20 protein-coding genes are annotated in these 19,744 nt (G+C 68.9%); 6 read left to right on the forward strand and 14 right to left on the reverse strand.

Going from position 1 to position 19,744, the window contains the following annotated elements:
* Nucleotides 1-27: 27 nt before the first annotated feature.
* Complete coding sequence (locus ABT313_RS33580; protein WP_350862105.1) at nt 28-1,173, forward strand: Mrp/NBP35 family ATP-binding protein; 1,146 nt, start codon at nt 28-30, stop codon at nt 1,171-1,173.
* 55 nt (nt 1,174-1,228) lie between these two features.
* On the forward strand, nt 1,229-2,305 hold the full coding sequence (locus ABT313_RS33585) for a GNAT family N-acetyltransferase (protein WP_350862107.1): 1,077 nt from the start codon (nt 1,229-1,231) through the stop codon (nt 2,303-2,305).
* Here the strand turns inward: ABT313_RS33585 and ABT313_RS33590 are convergent.
* The gene (locus ABT313_RS33590) at nt 2,288-2,869 is read right to left on the reverse strand and encodes a TetR/AcrR family transcriptional regulator (RefSeq protein WP_350862109.1); all 582 of its coding nucleotides are present in this window, start codon (nt 2,867-2,869) and stop codon (nt 2,288-2,290) included. The two genes, ABT313_RS33585 and ABT313_RS33590, sit on opposite strands and share 18 nt — an antisense overlap.
* Nucleotides 2,870-2,920: 51 nt before the next feature.
* On the opposite strand from ABT313_RS33590, the gene ABT313_RS33595 reads away from it, so the two are divergent.
* Complete coding sequence (locus ABT313_RS33595) at nt 2,921-3,340, forward strand: hypothetical protein (RefSeq protein ID WP_350862111.1); 420 nt, start codon at nt 2,921-2,923, stop codon at nt 3,338-3,340.
* 4 nt (nt 3,341-3,344) lie between these two features.
* On the opposite strand, the gene ABT313_RS33600 is transcribed toward ABT313_RS33595, so the two are convergent.
* From ABT313_RS33600 to ABT313_RS33630, 7 genes are all read right to left on the reverse strand, one after another.
* The gene (locus tag ABT313_RS33600; RefSeq protein WP_350862113.1) at nt 3,345-3,680 is read right to left on the reverse strand and encodes a sec-independent translocase; all 336 of its coding nucleotides are present in this window, start codon (nt 3,678-3,680) and stop codon (nt 3,345-3,347) included.
* A gap of 62 nt (nt 3,681-3,742) precedes the next feature.
* Entirely contained in the window at nt 3,743-5,272 is a 1,530-nt protein-coding gene (locus ABT313_RS33605) for a S1C family serine protease (protein ID WP_350862115.1), read from the reverse strand.
* 78 nt (nt 5,273-5,350) lie between these two features.
* Nucleotides 5,351-6,406 (reverse strand): sigma-E factor regulatory protein RseB domain-containing protein, encoded by a 1,056-nt coding sequence (locus ABT313_RS33610; protein ID WP_350862117.1) that lies wholly within the window; start codon nt 6,404-6,406, stop codon nt 5,351-5,353.
* Between the two features lie 3 nt (nt 6,407-6,409).
* A complete protein-coding gene (locus tag ABT313_RS33615) occupies nt 6,410-7,018 on the reverse strand; it encodes an anti-sigma factor family protein (RefSeq protein ID WP_350862119.1) in 609 nt (202 codons plus the stop codon).
* Nucleotides 7,015-7,686, reverse strand: a complete 672-nt coding sequence (gene sigE, locus ABT313_RS33620; RefSeq protein WP_350862121.1) for an RNA polymerase sigma factor SigE — start codon at nt 7,684-7,686, stop codon at nt 7,015-7,017. The genes ABT313_RS33615 and sigE overlap by 4 nt, the downstream gene beginning before the upstream one ends.
* A gap of 150 nt (nt 7,687-7,836) precedes the next feature.
* Nucleotides 7,837-8,058, reverse strand: coding sequence for a biotin/lipoyl-binding carrier protein (locus ABT313_RS33625; protein WP_350862123.1), 222 nt, complete (start codon nt 8,056-8,058; stop codon nt 7,837-7,839).
* A gap of 120 nt (nt 8,059-8,178) precedes the next feature.
* Nucleotides 8,179-10,941 (reverse strand): sugar-binding protein, encoded by a 2,763-nt coding sequence (locus tag ABT313_RS33630; protein WP_350862125.1) that lies wholly within the window; start codon nt 10,939-10,941, stop codon nt 8,179-8,181.
* Between the two features lie 102 nt (nt 10,942-11,043).
* Between ABT313_RS33630 and ABT313_RS33635 the strand changes: the two genes are divergently transcribed.
* Complete coding sequence (locus ABT313_RS33635) at nt 11,044-12,042, forward strand: LacI family DNA-binding transcriptional regulator (RefSeq protein ID WP_350862127.1); 999 nt, start codon at nt 11,044-11,046, stop codon at nt 12,040-12,042.
* Here ABT313_RS33635 and ABT313_RS33640 read toward each other — a convergent pair.
* The 5 genes from ABT313_RS33640 to ABT313_RS33660 form a co-directional block, all read right to left on the reverse strand.
* On the reverse strand, nt 12,015-12,878 hold the full coding sequence (locus ABT313_RS33640; protein WP_350862128.1) for an NAD-dependent epimerase/dehydratase family protein: 864 nt from the start codon (nt 12,876-12,878) through the stop codon (nt 12,015-12,017). The two genes, ABT313_RS33635 and ABT313_RS33640, sit on opposite strands and share 28 nt — an antisense overlap.
* A complete protein-coding gene (locus ABT313_RS33645; protein WP_350862130.1) occupies nt 12,875-13,759 on the reverse strand; it encodes a carbohydrate ABC transporter permease in 885 nt (294 codons plus the stop codon). Before ABT313_RS33645 ends, ABT313_RS33640 begins: the two co-directional genes overlap by 4 nt.
* Nucleotides 13,756-14,598 carry a carbohydrate ABC transporter permease gene (locus ABT313_RS33650; protein ID WP_350862131.1) on the reverse strand — a complete coding sequence of 281 codons (843 nt, stop codon included), beginning with the start codon at nt 14,596-14,598 and terminating at the stop codon, nt 13,756-13,758. Before ABT313_RS33650 ends, ABT313_RS33645 begins: the two co-directional genes overlap by 4 nt.
* Before the next feature lie 34 nt (nt 14,599-14,632).
* Nucleotides 14,633-15,994, reverse strand: a complete 1,362-nt coding sequence (locus ABT313_RS33655) for an extracellular solute-binding protein (protein WP_350862133.1) — start codon at nt 15,992-15,994, stop codon at nt 14,633-14,635.
* Nucleotides 15,995-16,111: 117 nt separating this feature from the next.
* Nucleotides 16,112-16,642, reverse strand: coding sequence for a CGNR zinc finger domain-containing protein (locus ABT313_RS33660; protein ID WP_350862135.1), 531 nt, complete (start codon nt 16,640-16,642; stop codon nt 16,112-16,114).
* Nucleotides 16,643-16,712: 70 nt separating this feature from the next.
* Between ABT313_RS33660 and ABT313_RS33665 the strand changes: the two genes are divergently transcribed.
* Nucleotides 16,713-17,867: an MFS transporter gene (locus ABT313_RS33665; protein ID WP_350862137.1), complete on the forward strand. Its 1,155-nt coding sequence runs from the start codon at nt 16,713-16,715 to the stop codon at nt 17,865-17,867.
* Here ABT313_RS33665 and ABT313_RS33670 read toward each other — a convergent pair.
* Nucleotides 17,854-18,714 carry an SIS domain-containing protein gene (locus ABT313_RS33670; protein ID WP_350862139.1) on the reverse strand — a complete coding sequence of 287 codons (861 nt, stop codon included), beginning with the start codon at nt 18,712-18,714 and terminating at the stop codon, nt 17,854-17,856. The two genes, ABT313_RS33665 and ABT313_RS33670, sit on opposite strands and share 14 nt — an antisense overlap.
* A gap of 119 nt (nt 18,715-18,833) precedes the next feature.
* Between ABT313_RS33670 and ABT313_RS33675 the strand changes: the two genes are divergently transcribed.
* Nucleotides 18,834-19,616, forward strand: a complete 783-nt coding sequence (locus ABT313_RS33675) for a DeoR/GlpR family DNA-binding transcription regulator (protein ID WP_134108530.1) — start codon at nt 18,834-18,836, stop codon at nt 19,614-19,616.
* Nucleotides 19,617-19,744: the final 128 nt, after the last annotated feature.

Genomic DNA, 19,744 nt, shown 5'->3' on the forward strand with positions numbered 1-19,744 from the left:
GGTGGGGTGAGCACGTAGCCTTGGTGCATGGCTCCCACTGCTGATCAGGTGACCACGGCGCTCGGTGGCGTGCTGGATCCGGAGATCAAGAAGCCGATCACGGATCTGGGCATGGTCGAGTCCGTCGTCGTTCGCGAGGACGGCGTGGTCGCCGTGCGTGTTCTGCTGACCGTTGCGGGCTGTCCGATGAAGGACACGCTCCGCCGCGACGTGACCGCCGCGGTGAGCAAACTCGACGGTGTCACCGGGGTCGAGATCGACCTCGGTGTGATGTCGGCCGAGCAGCGGGCGGCCCTGCAGACGCAGCTGCGCGGCGGTGTGGCCGAGAAGGAGATCCCGTTCGCCCGGCCGGACTCGCTGACCAAGGTGTTCGCGATCGCTTCCGGCAAGGGCGGTGTGGGCAAGTCCTCGGTGACGGTCAACCTCGCGGTCGCGATGGCGCGGCAGGGGCTGTCGGTCGGCGTACTGGACGCGGACATCTACGGGCACTCGGTGCCGGCGATGTTCGGCGTCGCGGACGAGCGGCCGACCGCGGTCGACGACATGATCATGCCGGTGCCCGCACACGGCGTGAAGGTGATCTCGATCGGCATGCTGAAGCCGAAGCGCGACCAAGTCGTCGCGTGGCGCGGCCCGATCCTCGACCGGGCGCTCGTGCAGATGCTGGCCGACGTGTACTGGGGCGACCTCGACGTACTGCTGCTCGACCTGCCGCCCGGCACGGGTGACATCGCGATCTCGGTCGGCCAGCGGCTGACCAGCGCCGAGGTCATCGTGGTGACGACGCCGCAGGAAGCCGCCGCGGAGGTCGCCGAGCGCGCCGGGACGATGGCGCAGATGGTCCACCAGCGGGTGGCCGGCGTGGTCGAGAACATGTCGTACCTGCCGTGCCCGCACTGCGGTCCCGAACACCGGATCGAGATCTTCGGCTCCGGCGGCGGCACGCGCGTCGCGGAGACGCTGTCCGCCCGCCTCGGGTACCCGATCCCGCTGCTCGGCGAGATCCCGCTGGACGAACGGCTCCGCTCCGGCGGCGACCTCGGCCAGCCGCTCACGGCGGCCGACCCCGACACCCCCGCAGCCCAGGTCCTCAACCAGATCGCCACGACTCTGGGCGGCAAACCCCGAGGCCTGCTCGGCCGCCAACTCGGCCTCTCCCCCGCAGGTCGATAAAGCCGGCCCCGTAATCAGGCTGAAGGTGGCCGCCGGTTGGTGTTGACTTGGCCGGGTGCCGATTCCCGCTGAGCATCCGGTCCTGACCGACGGGGTGGTGACGCTTCGTGCGCCCCGACCCGACGACATCGAAGGGCAGGCCGAGCGCAACCGCGAAGGCACCCGCCGCAACGACGAGGACGCGAGGCGGTGGATCACCTTCGGCATCACCGAGGCCTGGAAGCGCCACGAGCGGCTGATGTTCGTGATCGAGTACCAGGGCCGGTACGCCGGGAGCATCGCCCTGGAGCCCGACGTGGACGGCAACGCCCGCGTGCACTACGGCCTGTCGGCGTGGGCCCGCGGTGCCGGGGTGATGAGCCGGGCGGTGCGGCTGATCCTGGACTTCGGCTTCTCCACCTGTGGTTTCCACGTCATCCGCTGGTGGGCGCAGGTCCGGAACTGGCCGTCGCGCCGGGTCGCCTGGGCGACCGGCTTCCGCCTGGGTGAGACGATCCCGGACATGGCGGAAGAAGGCGGTGAGCGGGTCGACACCTGGACCGCGTGGATCGGACCCGACGACGAGCGGAAGCCGCGCCACCCCTGGTTCGAGAATCCGGTCCTGGAGACGCCGCGGCTGCGGCTACGGACGTGGCGCGAGGACGAGATCCCGCGCATCACGACGGCACGGACCAATCAGGCGACCGCGCACTTCCTGCCGTTCATCCCACAGCCGTTCACCGCGGAGGACGCCCGCTTCTGGCTGAAGGACATGGCCGAGCAGGCCGCCTCCGGCCGCCGGTTCAACTGGTGCGTTGCGGACGCCGAAACCGACCAAGGGCTGGGGAATCTCACCATGTTCGGCATCCACCGCGGCGAGGTCCGCGACGCCGAGCTGGGCTACTGGATGCACCCCGACGCACAGGGCCGCGGTGTGATGACCGAGGCGATCCAGCGAGTGGCCCAGTGGTACTTCGACGCGGACGGCTTCGACGGACGCCGGCTCTTCATCCGTACGGCGGGCACGAACACCTCGGCCCGTCGTACCGCGGAGAAGGCCGGTTTCCGGCACGTCGGCACCGAACGCGCCGCCTTCCACATCTCCACCCACCTCGACGACAAGGTCACCTACGACCTACTCGCCACCGACTGACCAGATCGCGCGGAGGGGCTCGAGGCCTTCTTCGACGTAGTGGGCGACGGGGTGCACGCCGCCGTCGAGGTACCACTGCTCGAGGGCTGAGAAGTAGCCGAAGACCAGGGCGTTCGCGGCGACGCGGGACTGGGTCTCGGTGAGCTGCCCGCCGGCCATCATCGGGGCGATCCGCTGGGCGGCGCGGTCGAGGGAGGCGCAGAACGCCGTCCGGACCGAGGGCTCCTTGAAGAAGTACCTGATCCGGCGCCACGGGACCGGCTCCGAGCCCTCGGGCGCCGCCTCGTAGTTGCGGACGATCCGGATCATGCTGCCGACCGGGTCGTCGACGTCGAGGATCTCCTCGAGCGTCTCCTGGCTCATCGTGTCGAACTCGTCGGCGACGATCAGGCCTTCCTTGGTGCCGAAGTACCGGTAGACCGACGACGGCGAGACCTCGGCCGCGGCGGCGATCTCCTCGATCGTCACCGCGTCGAACCCGCGCTCGTCGAACAGGTCCAGCGCGCGCTCCTGGATCGTCCGTCGCGCCTTCACGCGCCATCGTTCCCGCAGACCGGTAGCCATGGTCAGACAGTAGCACGCTTCAGAAAGTCACTGTCTGATACAGTCACTTGCATGAGACAGTCACTTTCTGAAAAATCCACAGCGCTGATCGCGGTCGGGCTCTCGGCCCTGCTCGCGGTGATCGCGATCGTCGACCAGGCGGGCAGCCGCAGCCTGCTGGACCACGCCACGTCGGCGTACGCCTCGCATGGCAAGCAAGCGTCCGCAGGGGCGCTCTACGGCCTGCTGTACGGCGTTGCCGTCCTCGACGTGCTGCTCTGGCTGGCAGTCGCCGGCCTGGCCCGCTCACACCGCCTGGTTGCGGCCGTCCTGGGCGTCATCGCCACTCTGATCACAGCATCGCTGGGCCTGACGCTCCTGCTCGCGTCGGAGTACGGCGTACACCCATACACGACCCTCTGGGGAGTCCTCGCGCTGCTGCCCGCGGCAGCCGGTGCTGTCGCGACCGCCCTGCTCTTCCGGCGGAAGTAGGGCGTCAGGTGGATTCGGGGTCGTACGGCGGGCGCTGGCCGGCCGGGAGACGCTCCGGCACGGATTCGGTGAACTCGGTGACCGGCTTCTCGTCCTCGTCCATCGGGTCGAGCAGGTGCTTGCGGACGAAGTTCTTCGGGTTCAGGTCCTGGAGTTCGAGGTCGGCGAACTCCGGACCGAGCTCGCTACGCAGGTCGTTCTGCGCGTTGTTGACCATCTGACGGACCTGCCGCAGCAGACGTCCCGCCGTCCGGGCGAACTCCGGCAGCCGGTCCGGTCCGAAGACGAGTACGGCGACGATCGCGATCACGACCAGCTCGAGTGGTCCGATGCCGAACATGTCCCCACCTCACTTCTTTCCACGGACGCCGACCAGCCTATATCGAGCCCGGTCATAGCTGTTCAGCCGATCTGCTGGGCGAGAGTCAGGGTAACCGTCCGGGACCGCCCGCCGCGCTCGTACGCGAGCCGGACGGCCTCTCCCGGCTGGTGGGTACGGATCGCGACGATCAGCACCTCGGCGCTGTCCACCGGCTCGTTGTTGATCGAGGTGATCACGTCACCGACCCGCAGTCCCGCCCGCGCGGCCGGCGAGTTCGCGGTCACAGCGCTGACCCGGCCGCCGCCCTCGAACGACATGTCCACGCTCGCCCCGATCACGGGGTACGACGCCTTGCCGTTCGCGATCAGCTGCTGCGCTGTCCGCCGGGCCTGGTCGATCGGGATCGCGAACCCGAGCCCGATGCTGCCGCTCTGCCCCTCGCCGGCACCCGGAACGGTCGCGATCGCGGAGTTCACGCCGATCACCCGCGCGTTCATGTCGACGAGCGGACCGCCGGAGTTGCCCGGGTTGATCGCCGCGTCGGTCTGCAGCGCGCTGATGTACGACGACGCCTGGCCGGTGTCGTCGCCGGTCGTCACCGGCCGGTTCTTGGCCGAGATGATGCCCGACGTGACCGTCCCGGCCAGGCCGAGCGGCGAACCGATCGCCACCACGTCCTGCCCGACGACCGCCTGGTCGGACCGGCCGAACTGCACCGACGGCGCGTCCAGGCCGACCACCTGCACGACGGCCAGGTCGTACGCCGGGGAGCGGCCGACGAGCCGGGCGGTCGCGGTCTTGTTGCCGTTCGTCACGACCTGGATCGAGCCGCCGGTCGCCGCGGCCGCGACGACGTGGTTGTTGGTCAGGATGTGCCCGGCGTTGTCGATCACGAAGCCGGATCCGGTGGCGTCGGAGTTGTCCGAGCCCTCGACCTTCAGCTGTACGACGCTCGGCAGAAGGGTCGCGGCGACCGCGGAGACCGAGCCGGTGCGGATCTTCGGGTCGGCGCCGGTGCCGACCGGCGGGTTGGGCTGATCGGCGATCGGGGCGTTGCTGCCGCCGCCGAGCGCGACGACGACGGTCGCCGCACCGGCTCCGGCGAGCACGCCGATGATCAGCGCGACCAGAGCCGCGATCGTGACGATGCGGTTCACCTTCGGCGGCTCGCTCGTGTACGACCGGGCCTGCTGCGCGTGCCAGTCGGCCGGTGGCGGCGGGACATACGTCGGCCGGTACTGCGGCTGTGCGGTCGGCCAGGCCTGACCCGGGTACAGCGGCGTGAACCGGGGCTCCTGCGGCTCCGGCCGCCCGAAGCTGCGCTGGGTGGTGGACCGGGCGCTCGCCTGCGGTCCGCCGTTCGTGGCCCCGGCGCCGTTCGTCTGGCGGTACGCCGCGTCGGAGCCCGGTGTGCGCAGCGGCATCGAGCCGGCGCCGAGCGACGGCGGAGTCAGGCCGCTGAGCGGCGACGCTCCGACCGGCGACTGCTGGGTCGGTGCGGGGGCTGCGGGAGGGGGACCGGCAGACGGCTCAGGCGTGCTGGCGGCGGCCGCGGACGGATCCGCCGTAGCTGGGTTCGGAACTGTCGGCTCGGCGTCGTCGCTCGTCACGGTCCCCGCCTCACGTCGTCGTCGTGGTCGTCGGTCGAGGCCCTTGCCGGGGGTAACCGGAGGACCTTCCGCATTCGATTATCCCAGCTTCGGCGAGAGTGCACCCATCGGAGTGAGCCAGGTCGCGATTTTTGCCAGTCCGGTGCCCAGCCGCTCGATCGCCGTCAGCTTGATCGGCACGTCGTGCCCGAACGCCCGGACGACCTCGCCGAGCTGGTCCGGGGGCAGGTCCCCGATCAGCGTGTAGACGATCCCGCCGGACGACCAGACGACGTACGACGGCATTCCGTACCGCTGGTAGACGCCCGGACTGTCGGTGCTGCTGAAGCCCGCAACCGCGGCCGGGTCGAGCGAGCCGCGCTGCTCGAACACCGAGACGTTGAACAGCCCGTCGGAGTACGAGAACTGCAGGGAGCCGTTGGCGGTGTCGCGGTGGACGTCGTACAGCTTGAGCGATGCGGGCAGCTCCGGGGCGCAGACCCAGCCCTCGGAGCGCAGGTTGTCGACCTTGCCCATGCCGACGGCCTCGACGCCGCTGGGCAGCATCGGCGGCAGGTGGCCCAGGAACTCGGAGTTCTCGATCTCGAGCTCGGTGAAGACCGTGGCCCGGACCATCGTCTTGCCGTCCGCACTGAACAGCTGACGCTGCAGGAGCAGTCCGGTCGTCTTGTCGATCCAGAACCGTGCAGCCAGTGTCTGGTCGTCCCGCAGGGCCTCGACGAGCACTGCGGTCCGGCCGATGACGTCGGTGCAGCACTTGTCGACCAGCTGGTACGTCGCCTGCAGCAGCGCCAACGGTCCGCCGTCGATCGCGGCGTCGGTGGTCGTGGCGCGCTGGACGAACGCCTTCGCGCCCGGAGCGGACGACGAACCGAGCACGCTGATCTCGGAGCCCTGTGACGCCGCGTGAGTGATGTCGAACATCGCCGAGCTCGCGCCCTGCGGTCCCCAGGCCGTGATGATCTGCGTGCCGTGGTACGAGATCCGGTTCGGTGCGGCGGCCGCGCGCTGCAGCCAGCTCACCGCGGTCGGAGAGTCTGCTTTGGACAGGGCCGGTACGGCGGCTGCGGATGTGGGCAGGCCGAAACCGATCAGGGCTGTGCTGACCAGGACGGCGAGCCGGGACAGGCTCACAGATCAGCGCCCTGTCAGAGCCACCGGCTGGAGCGTCGAGGTGAGCCCGGCGTACCCAGAACCGTTGTAGGAGTTCAGCACGGCGACCGGGTCGGCGAACGGCGCTCCGCCGCTCGTGGTCGCGTGATCGGAGGAGAAGCTCGCGACCGGCGGCTGCAGCGCCGGCGGCTGCTCCGACCGGGACGGGTCGCCGACGACGAACGCAGTACCGAGCAGGGAGGCGACTGCGGCGGCGGATCCGGCTGCACCCAGGACGCCGGCGCGGCGGCGGGACCGAGTGCCACGGGCGGGCCCCGGGCGAGTGCCACCGGTGCGACCGGCCGGGAACGCGGACCGCTGCGGGAACAGGCTGACCGCCGGTGTGAGCACCGGGCGCACCTCTTCGCGCGGCTCGGTCGAGAACGACGAGACACCCATCAGGCGCTGCATGAGGTCGGTCGACGGGTCCTGTGAGTCCAGGCCGGCCATCCGGGCCTTCAGCCGGCGCTGTGCGTCCACCTCGGCGCGGCAGGTGTCGCAGCCGACCAGGTGGCTCAGCACCTTGTCACGGGAGTCGTGGTCGAGCTCACCGTCGACCACGGCGCTCAACTTGTCGAGCGGGTGCAGACTCATCGGAGGTCGCCTCCGTCGCTGAACAGGCCACCGTCGGCGGGCGGGCCGCCGACCCGGGTCTGGCCGGACCGCGGGGCCCGGTGCTCCAGGTGCTTGCGCAGCATCGAGCGGCCGCGGTGGATGCGGCTGCGGACGGTGCCGAGCTTCACGTCCAGGACATCCGCGATCTCGTCGTACGTCATGCCCTCGATGTCGCACAGCACGACGGCGGCGCGGAAGTCCTCGGGCAGTGCGTCGAGCGCGTCCTGCACGTCGTGGTCGAACAGGTCGGAGTCCAGCTTCTCGGCCGGGCCCTCGCCCTTGGCCGGCAGCCGGTCGTGCGCATCCTCGGGCAGGCCGTCGAAGCGGATCCGCTGCTTGCGGCGTGCGCCGTCCAGGAACAGGTTCGTGGTGATCCGGTACAGCCAGCCTTCGAAGGTGCCCGGCGTGTACGACGACAGCGAGCGGAAGACCCGGACGAACACTTCCTGGGTCAGGTCCTCGGCGTCGTGCTTGTTACCGGTCAGGCGATAGGCGAGCCGGTAGACCCGGGCGGAGTGGGTGCGAACGATCTCGTCCCACGAGGGCAGCACCTCCGGCGCCTCCTGCGGCGCGGGCGCGGTCCTGGTGTCGGCGGGCTTCACCGCGACGCCTCCCTGGGTCCTCTCGGCAATAAGCGTGAAGGCCATGGTGCCGCGGTCACCGTCCTCTGCGCACGTCGGGAAGACCCGGGTAGAACCCTGAGTCGTTCGTACGACGGCTCAACGCGGCGCCCCGGCCGGAAGTTCCCGACCAGACCTCTCACTGAACAAGACGCGCGGACGGCCATTTCGGTTGAATCACTTCTCTTCTATGACTGCAATCGGGTCGCCGTCGCGGACTACTTCGCCCTCGGCGACCTTCAGTTCGGTGATGGTGCCGGCCACCTCGGCGAGCACCGGGATCTCCATCTTCATCGACTCCAGGATGACCAGAGTGTCGTCCGGGCCTACCGTGTCCCCGGCCTTGGCGGTGACCTTCAGCACATTGGCCACCAACTCGGCCAGCACGGTGTGACTCATGGCCCGATCCTAGGCGGGCGGTAGAGGGTTCGGCGTAGGTGCCCCTCGGGCAGCAGACCAGGGCACCTACGCCGAGTCAGTGAGGAACTACAGCGTGGCTACAGGGCGGCTATAGGGCGGCTACCGCGCCACCTCGGGCGCAAGCCGGACTGCGTTGAACAGGGCGGGGTTCTTGGTCTCCGCGACCCCCTTGCCCCAGGTCAGCCAGCCACGCCGTCCGGTGCCGTCGTTCTCGTTGATCACCACGGTCGTCGACAGCAGCCGGTCCTTGGCGGCGAACCCGAGCGTGCTCCACGGGATCGCGATCTCGTACGTCGTGGTGTGGGCAGCCTCGTCACGCACGACCTTGGCCTGGACACCCGGCGGCACACCGGCCGCACTGGTCGGCGTCCACCGCCACGTGTCCACCGGACCGGCGTCGGTCAACGCAGCACCGATCTCCTGCGTCTGGGGCGTCTCCCCCGGCGCACCGGCGGTCATACCGAGCTGCAGACCGTCACCGCCCCAGATGTTGCCGGCCCTGTTCGGCTGCGAGAACACGTCATCGGTCACCTTGGCCGACAGGTACAGGTTGTTGTCGTCGTGGTTGATCCACAGGGAACCGGACAGGTCGCTCGGCCCGCCCCAGCCGGTCACCGGCGGCGTGCCGGTTCCCTCCAAGGCGATCGCAGGCTGACGGGCGACCGCAGGGTCGATGACCCCGTCCAGCTTCACCGTGTGCCGCTTGGCAACTGTCGGCGCACTGACCGGCAGCAGGGTCCCGGAGGCCTTGATGTCGGGCTCACCGGTACGCCGCAGACTCGCAGACCAGGTGGAGGGCGCGGTGAGGGTGATCGGCACGTCGACCTCGCGCGTGGCGTTCGCACCGATCGTGCAGCCTGCCAGCAATGTCCCAGACGCCGTACCGGAGGCCCAGTCCAGCCCGGCAACCGGAAGCGCATGCGACGACGCGTTGGTGACGCGGAACCGCAGCAGGTCCTTCCCAGTGCCATTCAGCACGTGTGAAGCAGTCACGGACAGCGGTGGAGTCGCAGTGCCAGTCGTCGACACCAGTCCGACCGGCTGGCCGTCCACGCTGACCTCCGCGGTGTACGTACGTGCTCCGGTCGAGTCCTGTGCCGGATAGCTGACGGCAGCCGTCGCCGTGGCACCCGCGGCGGCCGAGCCAGTCGTCTCGGCGCCACCGGCGGACACAGTGAACGCGTGCGCAACCGCATCCGGGTTCGTGAACGTCAGCGTGCCCGTCGCCGGGTCACCGGCGATCTCCGGAGCCACAGACAGCGCGAACCGGTTGGACGGAGCCACGCCAGTGATCGCACCGCGTGCGTAGAACGGATCCGGTCCAGCTGACACCCACACATGCCCGCCCGCATCCGCGGTCAGCGTCGTGGTCGCGCCGTACAGATTGGTGATCTGGACCTGGGAGCCTGCCGGTGCAGCCACATTCACCAGGCCGGGTGTTGTCGACCAGACGGCGTGGACAGACTGGCCACTGCCGGCGTCGAAGGCGACGTCGTACCCGTTGGAGCCGAAGCGGGTCTGGGCGATCAGTGGCAGCTCGTCGATCTGGCGGGCGAGCACAGCCGTAGCGACGTACGACGGCTTCGGGACGAGTGCGCCGCGGGTGTCGAGCCGGTTGCGCACCAGGCCGAACCGGTTCTCGACGTTCGACGGGTCGGTGCCCGAGTCCATGAAGTTGTACGAGCTGTAGCGCGCCACACCGTTGCCGTACGCAAGCAGGTTGCCGCGGACCAGGTCGCGCGCCTGAGCCGGCTCGGACACCGCGCTGGGGTTGGTACCGGTGGCCCAGCCCTGCTCGCTGATGTAGATCGGCTTGGTCGAGCCGTGCGCCGCCATGATGCTGCGGATCGTGTTGACGTAGGTGACCGAGGCCTCCGGGTCCAGCGGCTGCACGTACGGGTGGATGGTCACCGCGTCGACGTAGTCCAGCCCGCCGAGGTCGGCGAACTTGGTGAACCAGCCCTGCCAGTCGTTGATGACCGCCAGCGACGGACCGGTCAGCTTCACGTCCGGGTGCTTCGCCCGTACCGCTGCGCTCACCATCTTGAGCAGGGCGACGTAGTTCTCCGGGCTGGCCTTCGCGGCGCCGTTCGGGTCGCGCAGGTTCCACTCGTTCCACAGCTCGTACGTCGTGTGCTCGGTACCCCACTGGTCCACGGCGGCAACGGCGTACCGGGTGAAGGCCTCACGCTGCTCGTCGGTCGACGGGGCCTCGTCCGGGTAGTACAGCGTGTTGCCGTAGTCGAGGATGTTCAGGAAGTCGACGTTGTTGGCGTCCAGCGCGGCCTTGTAGTCGTTGTACCGCTGCGGGAACTCGATCACGCCCTTGGTGGTCTCAGCCGCCGACCAGAACGCCTCGTCCCGGTCCGTGGAGATTCCACCGTTCGCCATCAGCGGCACAGCTTCCAGACCGGGATTGTTGGCGCCGCCGAAGCCCAGCGCACCAGCGACACCGATTCGGGTGTCGGTGGAGGTGGAGAAGTCATGCGGAGTCAGTACGGCGAAGTCGGTGCCGCCCAGCGTGGTCGTGCCGTCGGCCGCGACCGCGGTGAGGTCGGTCTGGTACCAGCCCGGTGTGCTGATCGACAGCGGGAGCTGGCCGTTGAGCGAGGCAGCCGATGCGGAGCCCTTGGCCACTTCGGTGCCGCCGGCGTCGCGGACCGTCCAGTTGACGGTGGCGGCGTCGGTGCTGAAGCCCAGCTTCACCTGCTGCCCGACGGTGAAGGTGTTGCCGACCGTGGTCGGCGTGATGGTCAGAGTCGGCGCAGCGGTCGTCGCAGCGCGGGCAGGTGACTGGATTACGGCGGCCAGCAGCAAACCGGCCGTGAGAAGACTGACTGCGCCGGAGCGGCGACGGGTCATGGAGTGTGCTCCTCCCAGGGGAAGCGAAAGCGGTTTCGCAAATCACACCCTGATACGCCCCGGGCCCCGTGTCAACGGCTCGAAGCTGACTACGATGTGCACATGGCCGATTCCGTCATCACCCTGTCCGACGTGGCAGCTGCCGCTGGGGTGTCGCTGTCGACGGCCTCCAAGGCGCTGAACGGCACCGACCGGATCTCGGAGGCCACCAGGGAACACGTCCGCGTCACAGCGGACCGGCTGGGCTTCCGCCACAACGCACTGGCCCGCTCGTTCGCCCGCGGCCGCAGCCAGACCATCGGCGTCCTCACGCACCGCGCGTCGAACCCGTTCACCCGCGTGGTGCTGGCCACCGCGGCCACCGAGCTCGGCGCCAAGGAGCAGGCGATCCTGCTGTACGACGCGCGCATGGAAGAGCAGCACGACGTCAACGAGAGCATCCTGCAGCTCCGCGCCCGCCGCATCGACGGTGTGATCGTGATCGGCACCAGCACGTCGTTCCGGACCCCGTCGTTCACCAGCCGGTTCGACGTCCCGGTGATCAACGCCTTCACGGTCCCCGAGGATCCGCGGGACACCACGATCACCGCCGACGACCTCGCCATCGGGCGGCTCGCGATCAGCCATCTGCTGTCCCAAGGCCGGCGCCGGATCGCTCACCTCACCGCCGAGCCGCACGACATGGCCGCACAACGGCGGGCCGAGGGTGCCGGCCAGGTCCTCGCCGACGCCGGACTCCAGTGGGCGGCGCCGGTCCGCTTCGGGCGCTGGCGCGAGGAGTGGGGTGAGCAGGCCGCGACCGAGTTGCTGGCCGAGGTTCCCGACCTGGACGCGATCTTCTGCGGCAGCGACGCGATCGGCCGCGGTGTGGAACGGGTCGTCCGGGCCGCCGGCCGGCAGGTACCCGGTGACATCGCGCTGATCGGCGTCGACAACTGGGAGAGCCTGATGCACGACCAGCGCGGCACCCGGCACCTGACCACGATCGACGTCGGCCTCGAGGAGATCGGCCGCCAGGTCGCCAACAGGCTGCTGGACGGCGATCTCGAGCCGGGCATCGAGTACGTCGAACCTCACGTGGTGATCGCGGACACCGCCTGATCGTGGATCGAGTACCGCGGGCGGAAGCCCAGCAGTTCCTGTGCGCGCGTGGTGTCGACCAGCGACGCACGTCCTTGCACAGGTCGCTTCAACGGGACGCCGGGTGCGTACTGGCGCAGTAGGTCATCGGTCTTGCGGTCGATCAGGATGTCGTCGGCAGCCAGCCCGACCACATGGGCGCCGGCAGTCGCCGACTCGAGTGCCGCGATGATCGCGCGTACGCCGTCCCGCAGGTCCAGGTAGGCCCAGCCTTCCCGAGCCATCACCGACGGATCGCCATCGGCCCTGGCCGCGAACTTCAACAGTTCCTCGCGACTCTTGACCAGCGGGAAGCGCAGTGCGATCACGTTGGTCCCCCAACGCCGCCACGCCATCCGCGCACTCTGCTCGTCGACACTTTTGGACAACGAGTACGCATCGGCGATATCCGCCTCCACCTCCTCGTCGAGCGGGTAGTACGCCGGCTCCACCTCGTTCACGTTCATCGGCACGCCGAACGCGTTGATGCTGCTCGCGATCACCGCGCGCCCAATCCCCTGCTGTCCGGCCTGTGCCAGCACGTTGAACGTCGCGGCGACGTTGTTCTCGAACACCTCCTCCGGCGTACCCAGGCTGGGATGCGGAATGGCCGCCAGATGCAGTACGGCGTCCACACCGTCGAGCGCGGCCGTCACGTCCTCGGCCGACCGCGCATCGCCGACCAGTGGCCGGTCCGCCGTACTGCTGTGGTCGTAGCGCAGCGACAGACCGGTCACGTCGTACCCGGCGGCTTGCAGGCCGTCGACAGCGGCCCGGCCGATCGAACCGTCCGCACCGGTGACCAGAACACGTTTCACGCCTTGATTCCCCCAGACAGGCCCACACCACGTAGAAATGCTCGCTGGAAAACCAGGAACAGCAGCACCGGGATCAGCAGGGCCAGGAACAGACCCGCCAACTGGATGTTGAGCTCCGTCACCTTGGCGATCTTGGGCAACGCCACCGAGACCGGCTGCAGATCCGGATTCGTCAGCACCAGCAGGGGCCACAGGTAGTCCTTCCAGGAAGAGATGATGCTCAGCAGCGCGACCACTCCGAGGATCGGCCGCGACAGCGGGAGCACGAGCGAGGTGAACACGCGGACCGACCCGGCGCCGTCGATACGGGCCGCTTCGAAGTACTCGCGCGGGATGCCGTCGAAGAACCGCTTCACGATCAGCACGTTGAACGCGCTGGCCGCGGGCGGCAGCCAGACCGCCCAGAACGTGTTGGTCAGGTTCGCGTGGACCACCGGCACTTTCAGCACGGTCAGGTACAGCGGGACGAGCGAGACGATGTGCGGCACGAACAACGTGGCCAGGATGCCCGCGGACAGCACTGCGCCCCACCGCGGACGCAGCACGCTCAGCACGTAGCCGGCCGTCGTACAGACGATCAGCGACGCCAGCGCCGTACCGGCCGCGATCATGGCGGTGTTGCCGAGGTAGTAGCCGATGTGGGCCTGCTGCCAGGCAGTGGAGAGGTTGCCCCACTGCACCTGGCCGGACGGGAACCACGCGAGTGGCGAACGGATGCTGTCCTGTGTCGGTGAGATCGCTGCCTTGAGCAACCAAAGCAGCGGACCGAGCCCGGCCACGAGCAGTCCGAGCAGTACGACGACCTGTCCGATGACGAACGGCACCCGGACCCGGGTGAGCCGGCGGTCGGCGTCCGACAGCGCACCCCGCTCGCCACTCACTCCGTACTCCAGCCACGCGTGGCGAACTGGAAGACCGCCGACAGCACGGCGAGAGCTACCGCCAGCAGCACACTGAGCGCTGTAGCGGCGCCATAGTCGCCGTTGACGAAGGCGTAGTTGTAGATGAGCAGCAGAATCGTCATCGTCGACCCTTGTGGTCCGCCACCGGTGAACAGCAGCGGCTCGGTGAACAGTTGCATGGTCCCGATCACCTGCAGGAGCAGCATCAGCAGCAGGACACCGCGCAGATGCGGCAACATCACGTGCCACACCCGCCGTACGACGCCTGCACCGTCCAGCTCGGCCGCCTCGTACAGGTCCGCGCGTACGGAGGTCAGTGCGGCCAGGTAGATGATCACTGCGTTACCTGCACCGGCCCAGGTGGCTTCCAGCACGATCGACGGCATCGCCGACGACGGACTGTCCAGCCAGGGGTACGGCCCAAGCCCTACCGTGCCGAGGATCGTGTTGAACATCCCGCTCGGCGACGGGTCGTAGAAGAACCGCCAGAGCAGGATGGCGACCACAGGCGGGGTGATGACCGGCAGGTAGGCCAGCGTCGAGTACAGCCAGGACCTGCCTCGCAGCTCGGACAGGAACATCGCCAGCAGCACCGGCAGCGGAAAGCCGAACAGCAAAGCCAGCAAGGTGAACCAGATGGTGTTCAGAGTCGCCTGACCGACGCCGGGGTCGGACAGCACGTAGCGGAAGTTCTCCAGCCCGACCCACTTGACCGGATCGATCAGGTTGGTCTGCTGGAGGCTCATCACCAGGCCCTTGACGATCGGGCCCCACGAGAACACCACGAAGATCAGGAGCACCGGCAGTGCGAACAGCACTGCCGGTACTCCGTTGCGTAGACGGCGAAGCAACTCAGCGCCCGAGCTTGGCATTCACGGTGCCGGTCGCCTTCGTCAGCAGCGCCGGGATGTCGGCCTTCGCGTTACCCAGCACGGCCTGCACGACCGGGTCGAGCGCGGCGTACACCTCCTGAGCCTTCACCGGCGGCTCAGGGATGATCTTCTGGTCGGCAGCCACTTTCGTGTACGGCGCGAACTGCTCCAGCGGCACGTTGACGTACGGCTTGATCCAGCCCTGGTACGTCGCCCACTGGTCGGCAGCGACCACCGGAAGACCCGGCGTACCGACCGGCAGCTTCCCGGCCACGCCGGCCTTGGCGGCCGTCACCGCGGCGTCCTGGTCGACGAACTTGTTCAGGTAGTTGAACTTGATCCACTTGACGGCCGCAACCTTCTCGGCGTCCGTCGCCGTCGGGCTGACGATCTGGACACTGCCACCGGTCAGCGTGCCGTGCTCACCGCCCTGCTGCGGCATCGGCCCGATACCGAAGGCCGCCGACGGCAGGCCGTTCTGCTGCACCAGCGTGCGGTAGCCGTCGGGCGCCGACATGAACATCCCGATCTTCCCGGCCGCGAAGGCCTTGGAGATGCCGGGGATGTCGTACAGGACCGCCTGGCCCATCGACTTGTCGGTCCACTTCATGTCGTGCAGCAACTGCAGCGCGGCTTTCGACGGCGCGTCGTCGAACGTCGCCTTGCTGCCGTCCTCGTTCTCGATCGAACCGCCGAACGCGTACGTCTGGGTGGTGAACATCCAGCCGCCGGTGTTGTTCGTGGTCAGCTGCGCGTAGCCGGCCTGGCCGGTCTTCTGGGCGATCTGCTTCGCGTCCGCGCGGACCTCGTCCCAGGTCGTCGGCGGCTTGTCCGGGTCCAGACCGGCCTTCTTGAACAGGTCGCGGTTGTACACCAGGCCCACGGAGTAGGCGGCGGTCGGTACGGCGTACACGTTGCCGGACTGGTCCTGGGCGATCTTGAGCACGTTCGGGTTGAGCTCGCTCAGCAGGCCGTCGTCCTTGAGCACCTTGGTCAGGTCGGCGACCTGCTTGCGGGCGATCATGCCCTGCGGCTCGGTGAACGGCACGTTGAGCACGTCCGGCAACTGACCGCCGGCCGCCTGCGCCTGGAACGTGGTCGCGTCCCAGAGCGTCTCGACCGGGTTCAGCTTGATGTCCGGGTTCGCCTTCTGGAAGTCGGCGACCCGTTTGTCGAACGCCGCCCGGTTGGCGGGATCGGAACTCGTGGGACGGTCACCGACCGTGATCGTCACCTGTCCGCCGGAGCCGGACGTACCGGTCGAGGACGGCGCACTGGAGCAGGCCACCAGCAAGAACGGCACTGAAAGCCCTGCAGCACAACGGATTGCGAATCTGTTCATCGAAGCTCCTCTGCGGGGATGGCGATCGGCGAGCCGACCGTTCCGCACAGTAGCGCAAGCGCTTTCGCAAATACTAGACCTCAGCGAAACTGGTTTCGCATCCGTTAACTCCCGGGGTCAGCCGCGGCGGGCGCGGTACGCCGCGACGCGTGACCGGCTCGAGCATCTCGGCGTACAGAACCTGCGCGGACGCCGCTCGGCCGGGTTCGCGAAGACCCGCTCGCAGTCGACCGCGGCGCACACACCGAGCGCCTCGAACCCGTGCCCGGCCGCGAACGTCGCCAACCCCAGCGCGGCCGTCGCCGCCAGCCACTCCGCCCACGACGCATCCGGCTCGGCGACGTGCAGATGCCACGGCGCCCCGTCGTGATCGGACAGATACGGGCGTACGGCGTACTCGGCGAGCAAGCCGTTGAGCAGCCCGGCCGCCTGGGCGGGATCGGCGTGGAAGACCGGTCGCACACGCTCGCGCACGGCACGGACCGCGGCCAGGTCGTCCTCGCCCACCTCGATCGGGTCCGACTCGCCGTGCTCGAGCAAGAACGTGCGCACCGCGGCCGGCGACGTGAGTTGCTCGGGGTCCCGAGTCCGGGTGTTCACCAGGTCGACGGCGAGCCGGATCAGCCGATCCGGAGACTGAATTTCCACTGGACTCCTCCCGTAACGCGTTTGTTAGTGTAACGCGTAACAGATCAGTTTGCGTTACAGGAGGTTCGGCGTGCCCAGCTATTACCTCGCGTCGACGCTGGCGCGGTTCGCCGACGAGATGGTCGCGTTCACGCTCGTCCTGCTTGTGCTGGATCGCACCGACAGTCCGACGCTCGCCGGAATCACCGGCGCGGCCTATGCGCTGCCGGCCATCGTCACCGGCCCGTTGCTCGGTGCGTGGCTCGACCGGACCTCACACCGGCGCAGTGCGCTCGCGGTCAACCAGGCGACGCTGGCGCTGGTCATGCTCGGTCTGCTTGCGGCCGTCGGGCACAGCGCGCAGTGGATTCCCCCTGTGCTCGCCGCGGTCGCCGGTGCGACGCTGCCGCTGGTCAGTGGTGGCTTCACGAGCATGCTGCCGAGCCTGTTCCGGCCGGAGCGGCTGGCACGCGCCAACGCCTTCGAGTCGGTCAGCTTCAGCGCTGCGACCATCGCCGGGCCGTCAACCGCGGCCACGGTCGCAGCAGTGGTCTCAGTCGACGCAGCCGTTGTGGTGATCGTGGTGGCCGCGGCCTGCAGCATCGTCGCCATCAGCCGCTTGCCTGCACTCCCACCGGTCGGCGGTGGCGGCGAGTCCTTCATCAGCTCGGTCGTCGGCGGACTGGTCCACCTGGCGCGCACTCCGCGGCTGCGGGCCTCCACGGTCACTACGACCCTGCTCATGGGCTTCACCGGAATCCTGCTGATCGCTCTGCCAGTGCACATGGCTGAGCTGGGCATGCCGAAGTCCGCAGCGGGCTATCTGTGGACTGCCATCGAGATCGGCAGCGTCACCACGGCGCTGCTGCTCGCTCGGCGGCAGGCCCGCTGGCGCCCGGAGTACGTGGTGATGCTCTCGGTCGCGGCGTACGGCCTGGTGCTACTGACCTGGCCGCTCGCCGGCACGTTCGCCGTACTCCTGCTGCTGGCCGTCGCAGCAGGACTCGTCGAGGGACCGGCGCTGCCGGCCATGTTCGCGGCCCGGCAGCAGTACAGCCCGCACGCACTGCAGGGCCGAGTCAGCACCTCAGCCGCCAGCCTCCGGGTCGGGAGCTCAGCCCTCGGCCAGGCGACCGCCGGCGTATTCGTACCGGCTCTCGGCACCCACGCAGCCCTGGTGACGGTCGGACTCGGCCTGGTGGCCGCATCCGTCGTCGGTGCGGTCGCGGGACTCAGCCGAGGATGACGGAGCGGGTCAGGCTGCGGGGCTGGTCTGGGTTGAGGCCCAGGGCGAGGGACTTGGCGACGGCGACGCGCTGGGCCACGACGAGGGATGCCATCGGGTCCAGGTCGTGGTGTACGACGGTGGCGCCGGTCGCGGCGACGTCGTCGAGCAGACCCGCCGGCGGCTCGCCGAAGATCCACACGCCACGCCCGGGCTGGGCGATCGCGATCGGACCGTGCCGGTAGTCCATCGCCGGGTACGCCTCGGTCCACGCCGACGCGGCCTCACGCTGCTTCAGCGCCGCCTCGTGCGCCAGGCCGACCGTCCAGCGGGTGCCGAGGTACGTGACCTGCTCGAGCTTGGCCAGGTCGTCCACGTCGATGGTCAGTGCGGTCTGAGCGTCCGCAGCGGCCTTCGTCAGGTCCTGGCCGAGCGACGCGCGCAGCAGCGCCAGCGTCGTGGTGGCGAACCGGGTCTGCACAACGGACTGCTCGTCCGCGAAGTCCAGCATGATCGTGTGATCGGCCAGCTCGACGATCGGCGAGCCGGGCGTGGCCGTGATCGCGATCGTCGGCAGGTCGGTCTCACGGATCAGGTCGAGGACCTCGGTCGTCGTACCCGAGCGGCTGATCACCACGACGGCGTCGTACGAGCGGCCGGCCGGGAACTCCGAGCCGGCGAACGCGTCGGTCTCGCCCTGGCCCAGGTCCTCGCGCAGCGCGGCGTACGCCATCGCCATGAACCAGGAGGTCCCGCAGCCCACCGCGGCGACCCGTTGGCCGGCCTGCGGAAGTGCACCGCCGTACTGCGCGAAACCGTCCGCGACCTGTCGCCAGAGGTCCGGCTGAGTGGCGATCTCAGTGCTCACAAATGGCGTCTGGGTCATGTCGTCTCCGCACTTGTCATGGTCGAAACTGCTCGAACGTGATCGAATGGTGCCAACCAGCCGCCATCCGGCTGACCGATTGTGTGAAGGAGGAGCCCCGGGTGAAGCGTTATGAACGCCTCAACACCTTGCTCGAGTCGCTCGCCGAGAAGGGCGCCATCGACGTCGACGAGCTCGCCGAGCAGTTGCACGTCTCGGCGGCCACGATCAGGCGCGACCTGGACCATCTCGGCAAGCAGCAGCTCCTCACCCGGACCCGCGGCGGCGCCGTGGCCAACGCGGTGTCGTACGACCTGCCGCTGCGCTACAAGACTGCGCGTTTCGCGTCCGAGAAGCAGCGGATCGCGCAAGCCGCGGCCACGCTGGTCCGGCGCGGCATGGTGATCGGGATGAACGGCGGTACGACGATCTCCGAGGTGGCGCGCACGCTGGCGACCCGCCCGGAGCTGTCCGCGGAGCACGGCGAGCCCGCGTTCACCCTCGTCACCAACGCGCTGAACATCGCCAACGAGCTGATCGTCCGGCCGCACGTGAAGATGGTGCTGACCGGCGGCGTGGCCCGGCCGCAGTCCTACGAGATGATCGGCCCGCTGTCGCACCGGATCCTGTCCGACCTGTCCCTGGACATCGCCTTCATCGGCGTCGACGGGATCGACGAGACCGGCGCCACCGCCCATCACGAGGGCGAGGCGAACATCAACCAGCTGATCGTCAGCCGGGCCGCGAAGGTGGTCGTGGTGGCCGACTCGTCCAAGCTCGGGCAGCGGGCCTTCGCCCGGATCTGCGAGCTGAGCGAGATCGACACCCTCGTCACCGACGCCCAGGCCGACGAGAGCCAGCTGACCGTCTTCAAGGAAGCCGGTATCGACGTCATCCGCGCCTGACCGCACTCCTCACCACCTCCCCTCACGTCCTCCTGGGGACGATCATATCTGATTGGGGGCCCGTTGTTATGAGCAAGAGTGCGCAACCTCCGCGCGTGCAGCACGGAAAGCGGACTTCCAACCGCTAG

Origin of the sequence: Kribbella sp. NPDC000426, from assembly GCF_040300265.1 — a bacterium.
Lineage (GTDB): Bacteria > Actinomycetota > Actinomycetes > Propionibacteriales > Kribbellaceae > Kribbella.

Coding starts and splice junctions, on each gene's coding strand:
- ABT313_RS33580 (WP_350862105.1), top strand. CDS start 28: ATGGCTCCCACTGCTGATCAGGTGACCACGGCGCTCGGTGGCGTGCTG.
- ABT313_RS33590 (WP_350862109.1), bottom strand. CDS start 2,869: ATGGCTACCGGTCTGCGGGAACGATGGCGCGTGAAGGCGCGACGGACG.
- ABT313_RS33595 (WP_350862111.1), top strand. CDS start 2,921: ATGAGACAGTCACTTTCTGAAAAATCCACAGCGCTGATCGCGGTCGGG.
- ABT313_RS33600 (WP_350862113.1), bottom strand. CDS start 3,680: ATGTTCGGCATCGGACCACTCGAGCTGGTCGTGATCGCGATCGTCGCC.
- ABT313_RS33615 (WP_350862119.1), bottom strand. CDS start 7,018: ATGAGTCTGCACCCGCTCGACAAGTTGAGCGCCGTGGTCGACGGTGAG.
- sigE (WP_350862121.1), bottom strand. CDS start 7,686: ATGGCCTTCACGCTTATTGCCGAGAGGACCCAGGGAGGCGTCGCGGTG.
- ABT313_RS33625 (WP_350862123.1), bottom strand. CDS start 8,058: ATGAGTCACACCGTGCTGGCCGAGTTGGTGGCCAATGTGCTGAAGGTC.
- ABT313_RS33630 (WP_350862125.1), bottom strand. CDS start 10,941: ATGACCCGTCGCCGCTCCGGCGCAGTCAGTCTTCTCACGGCCGGTTTG.
- ABT313_RS33635 (WP_350862127.1), top strand. CDS start 11,044: ATGGCCGATTCCGTCATCACCCTGTCCGACGTGGCAGCTGCCGCTGGG.
- ABT313_RS33655 (WP_350862133.1), bottom strand. CDS start 15,994: ATGAACAGATTCGCAATCCGTTGTGCTGCAGGGCTTTCAGTGCCGTTC.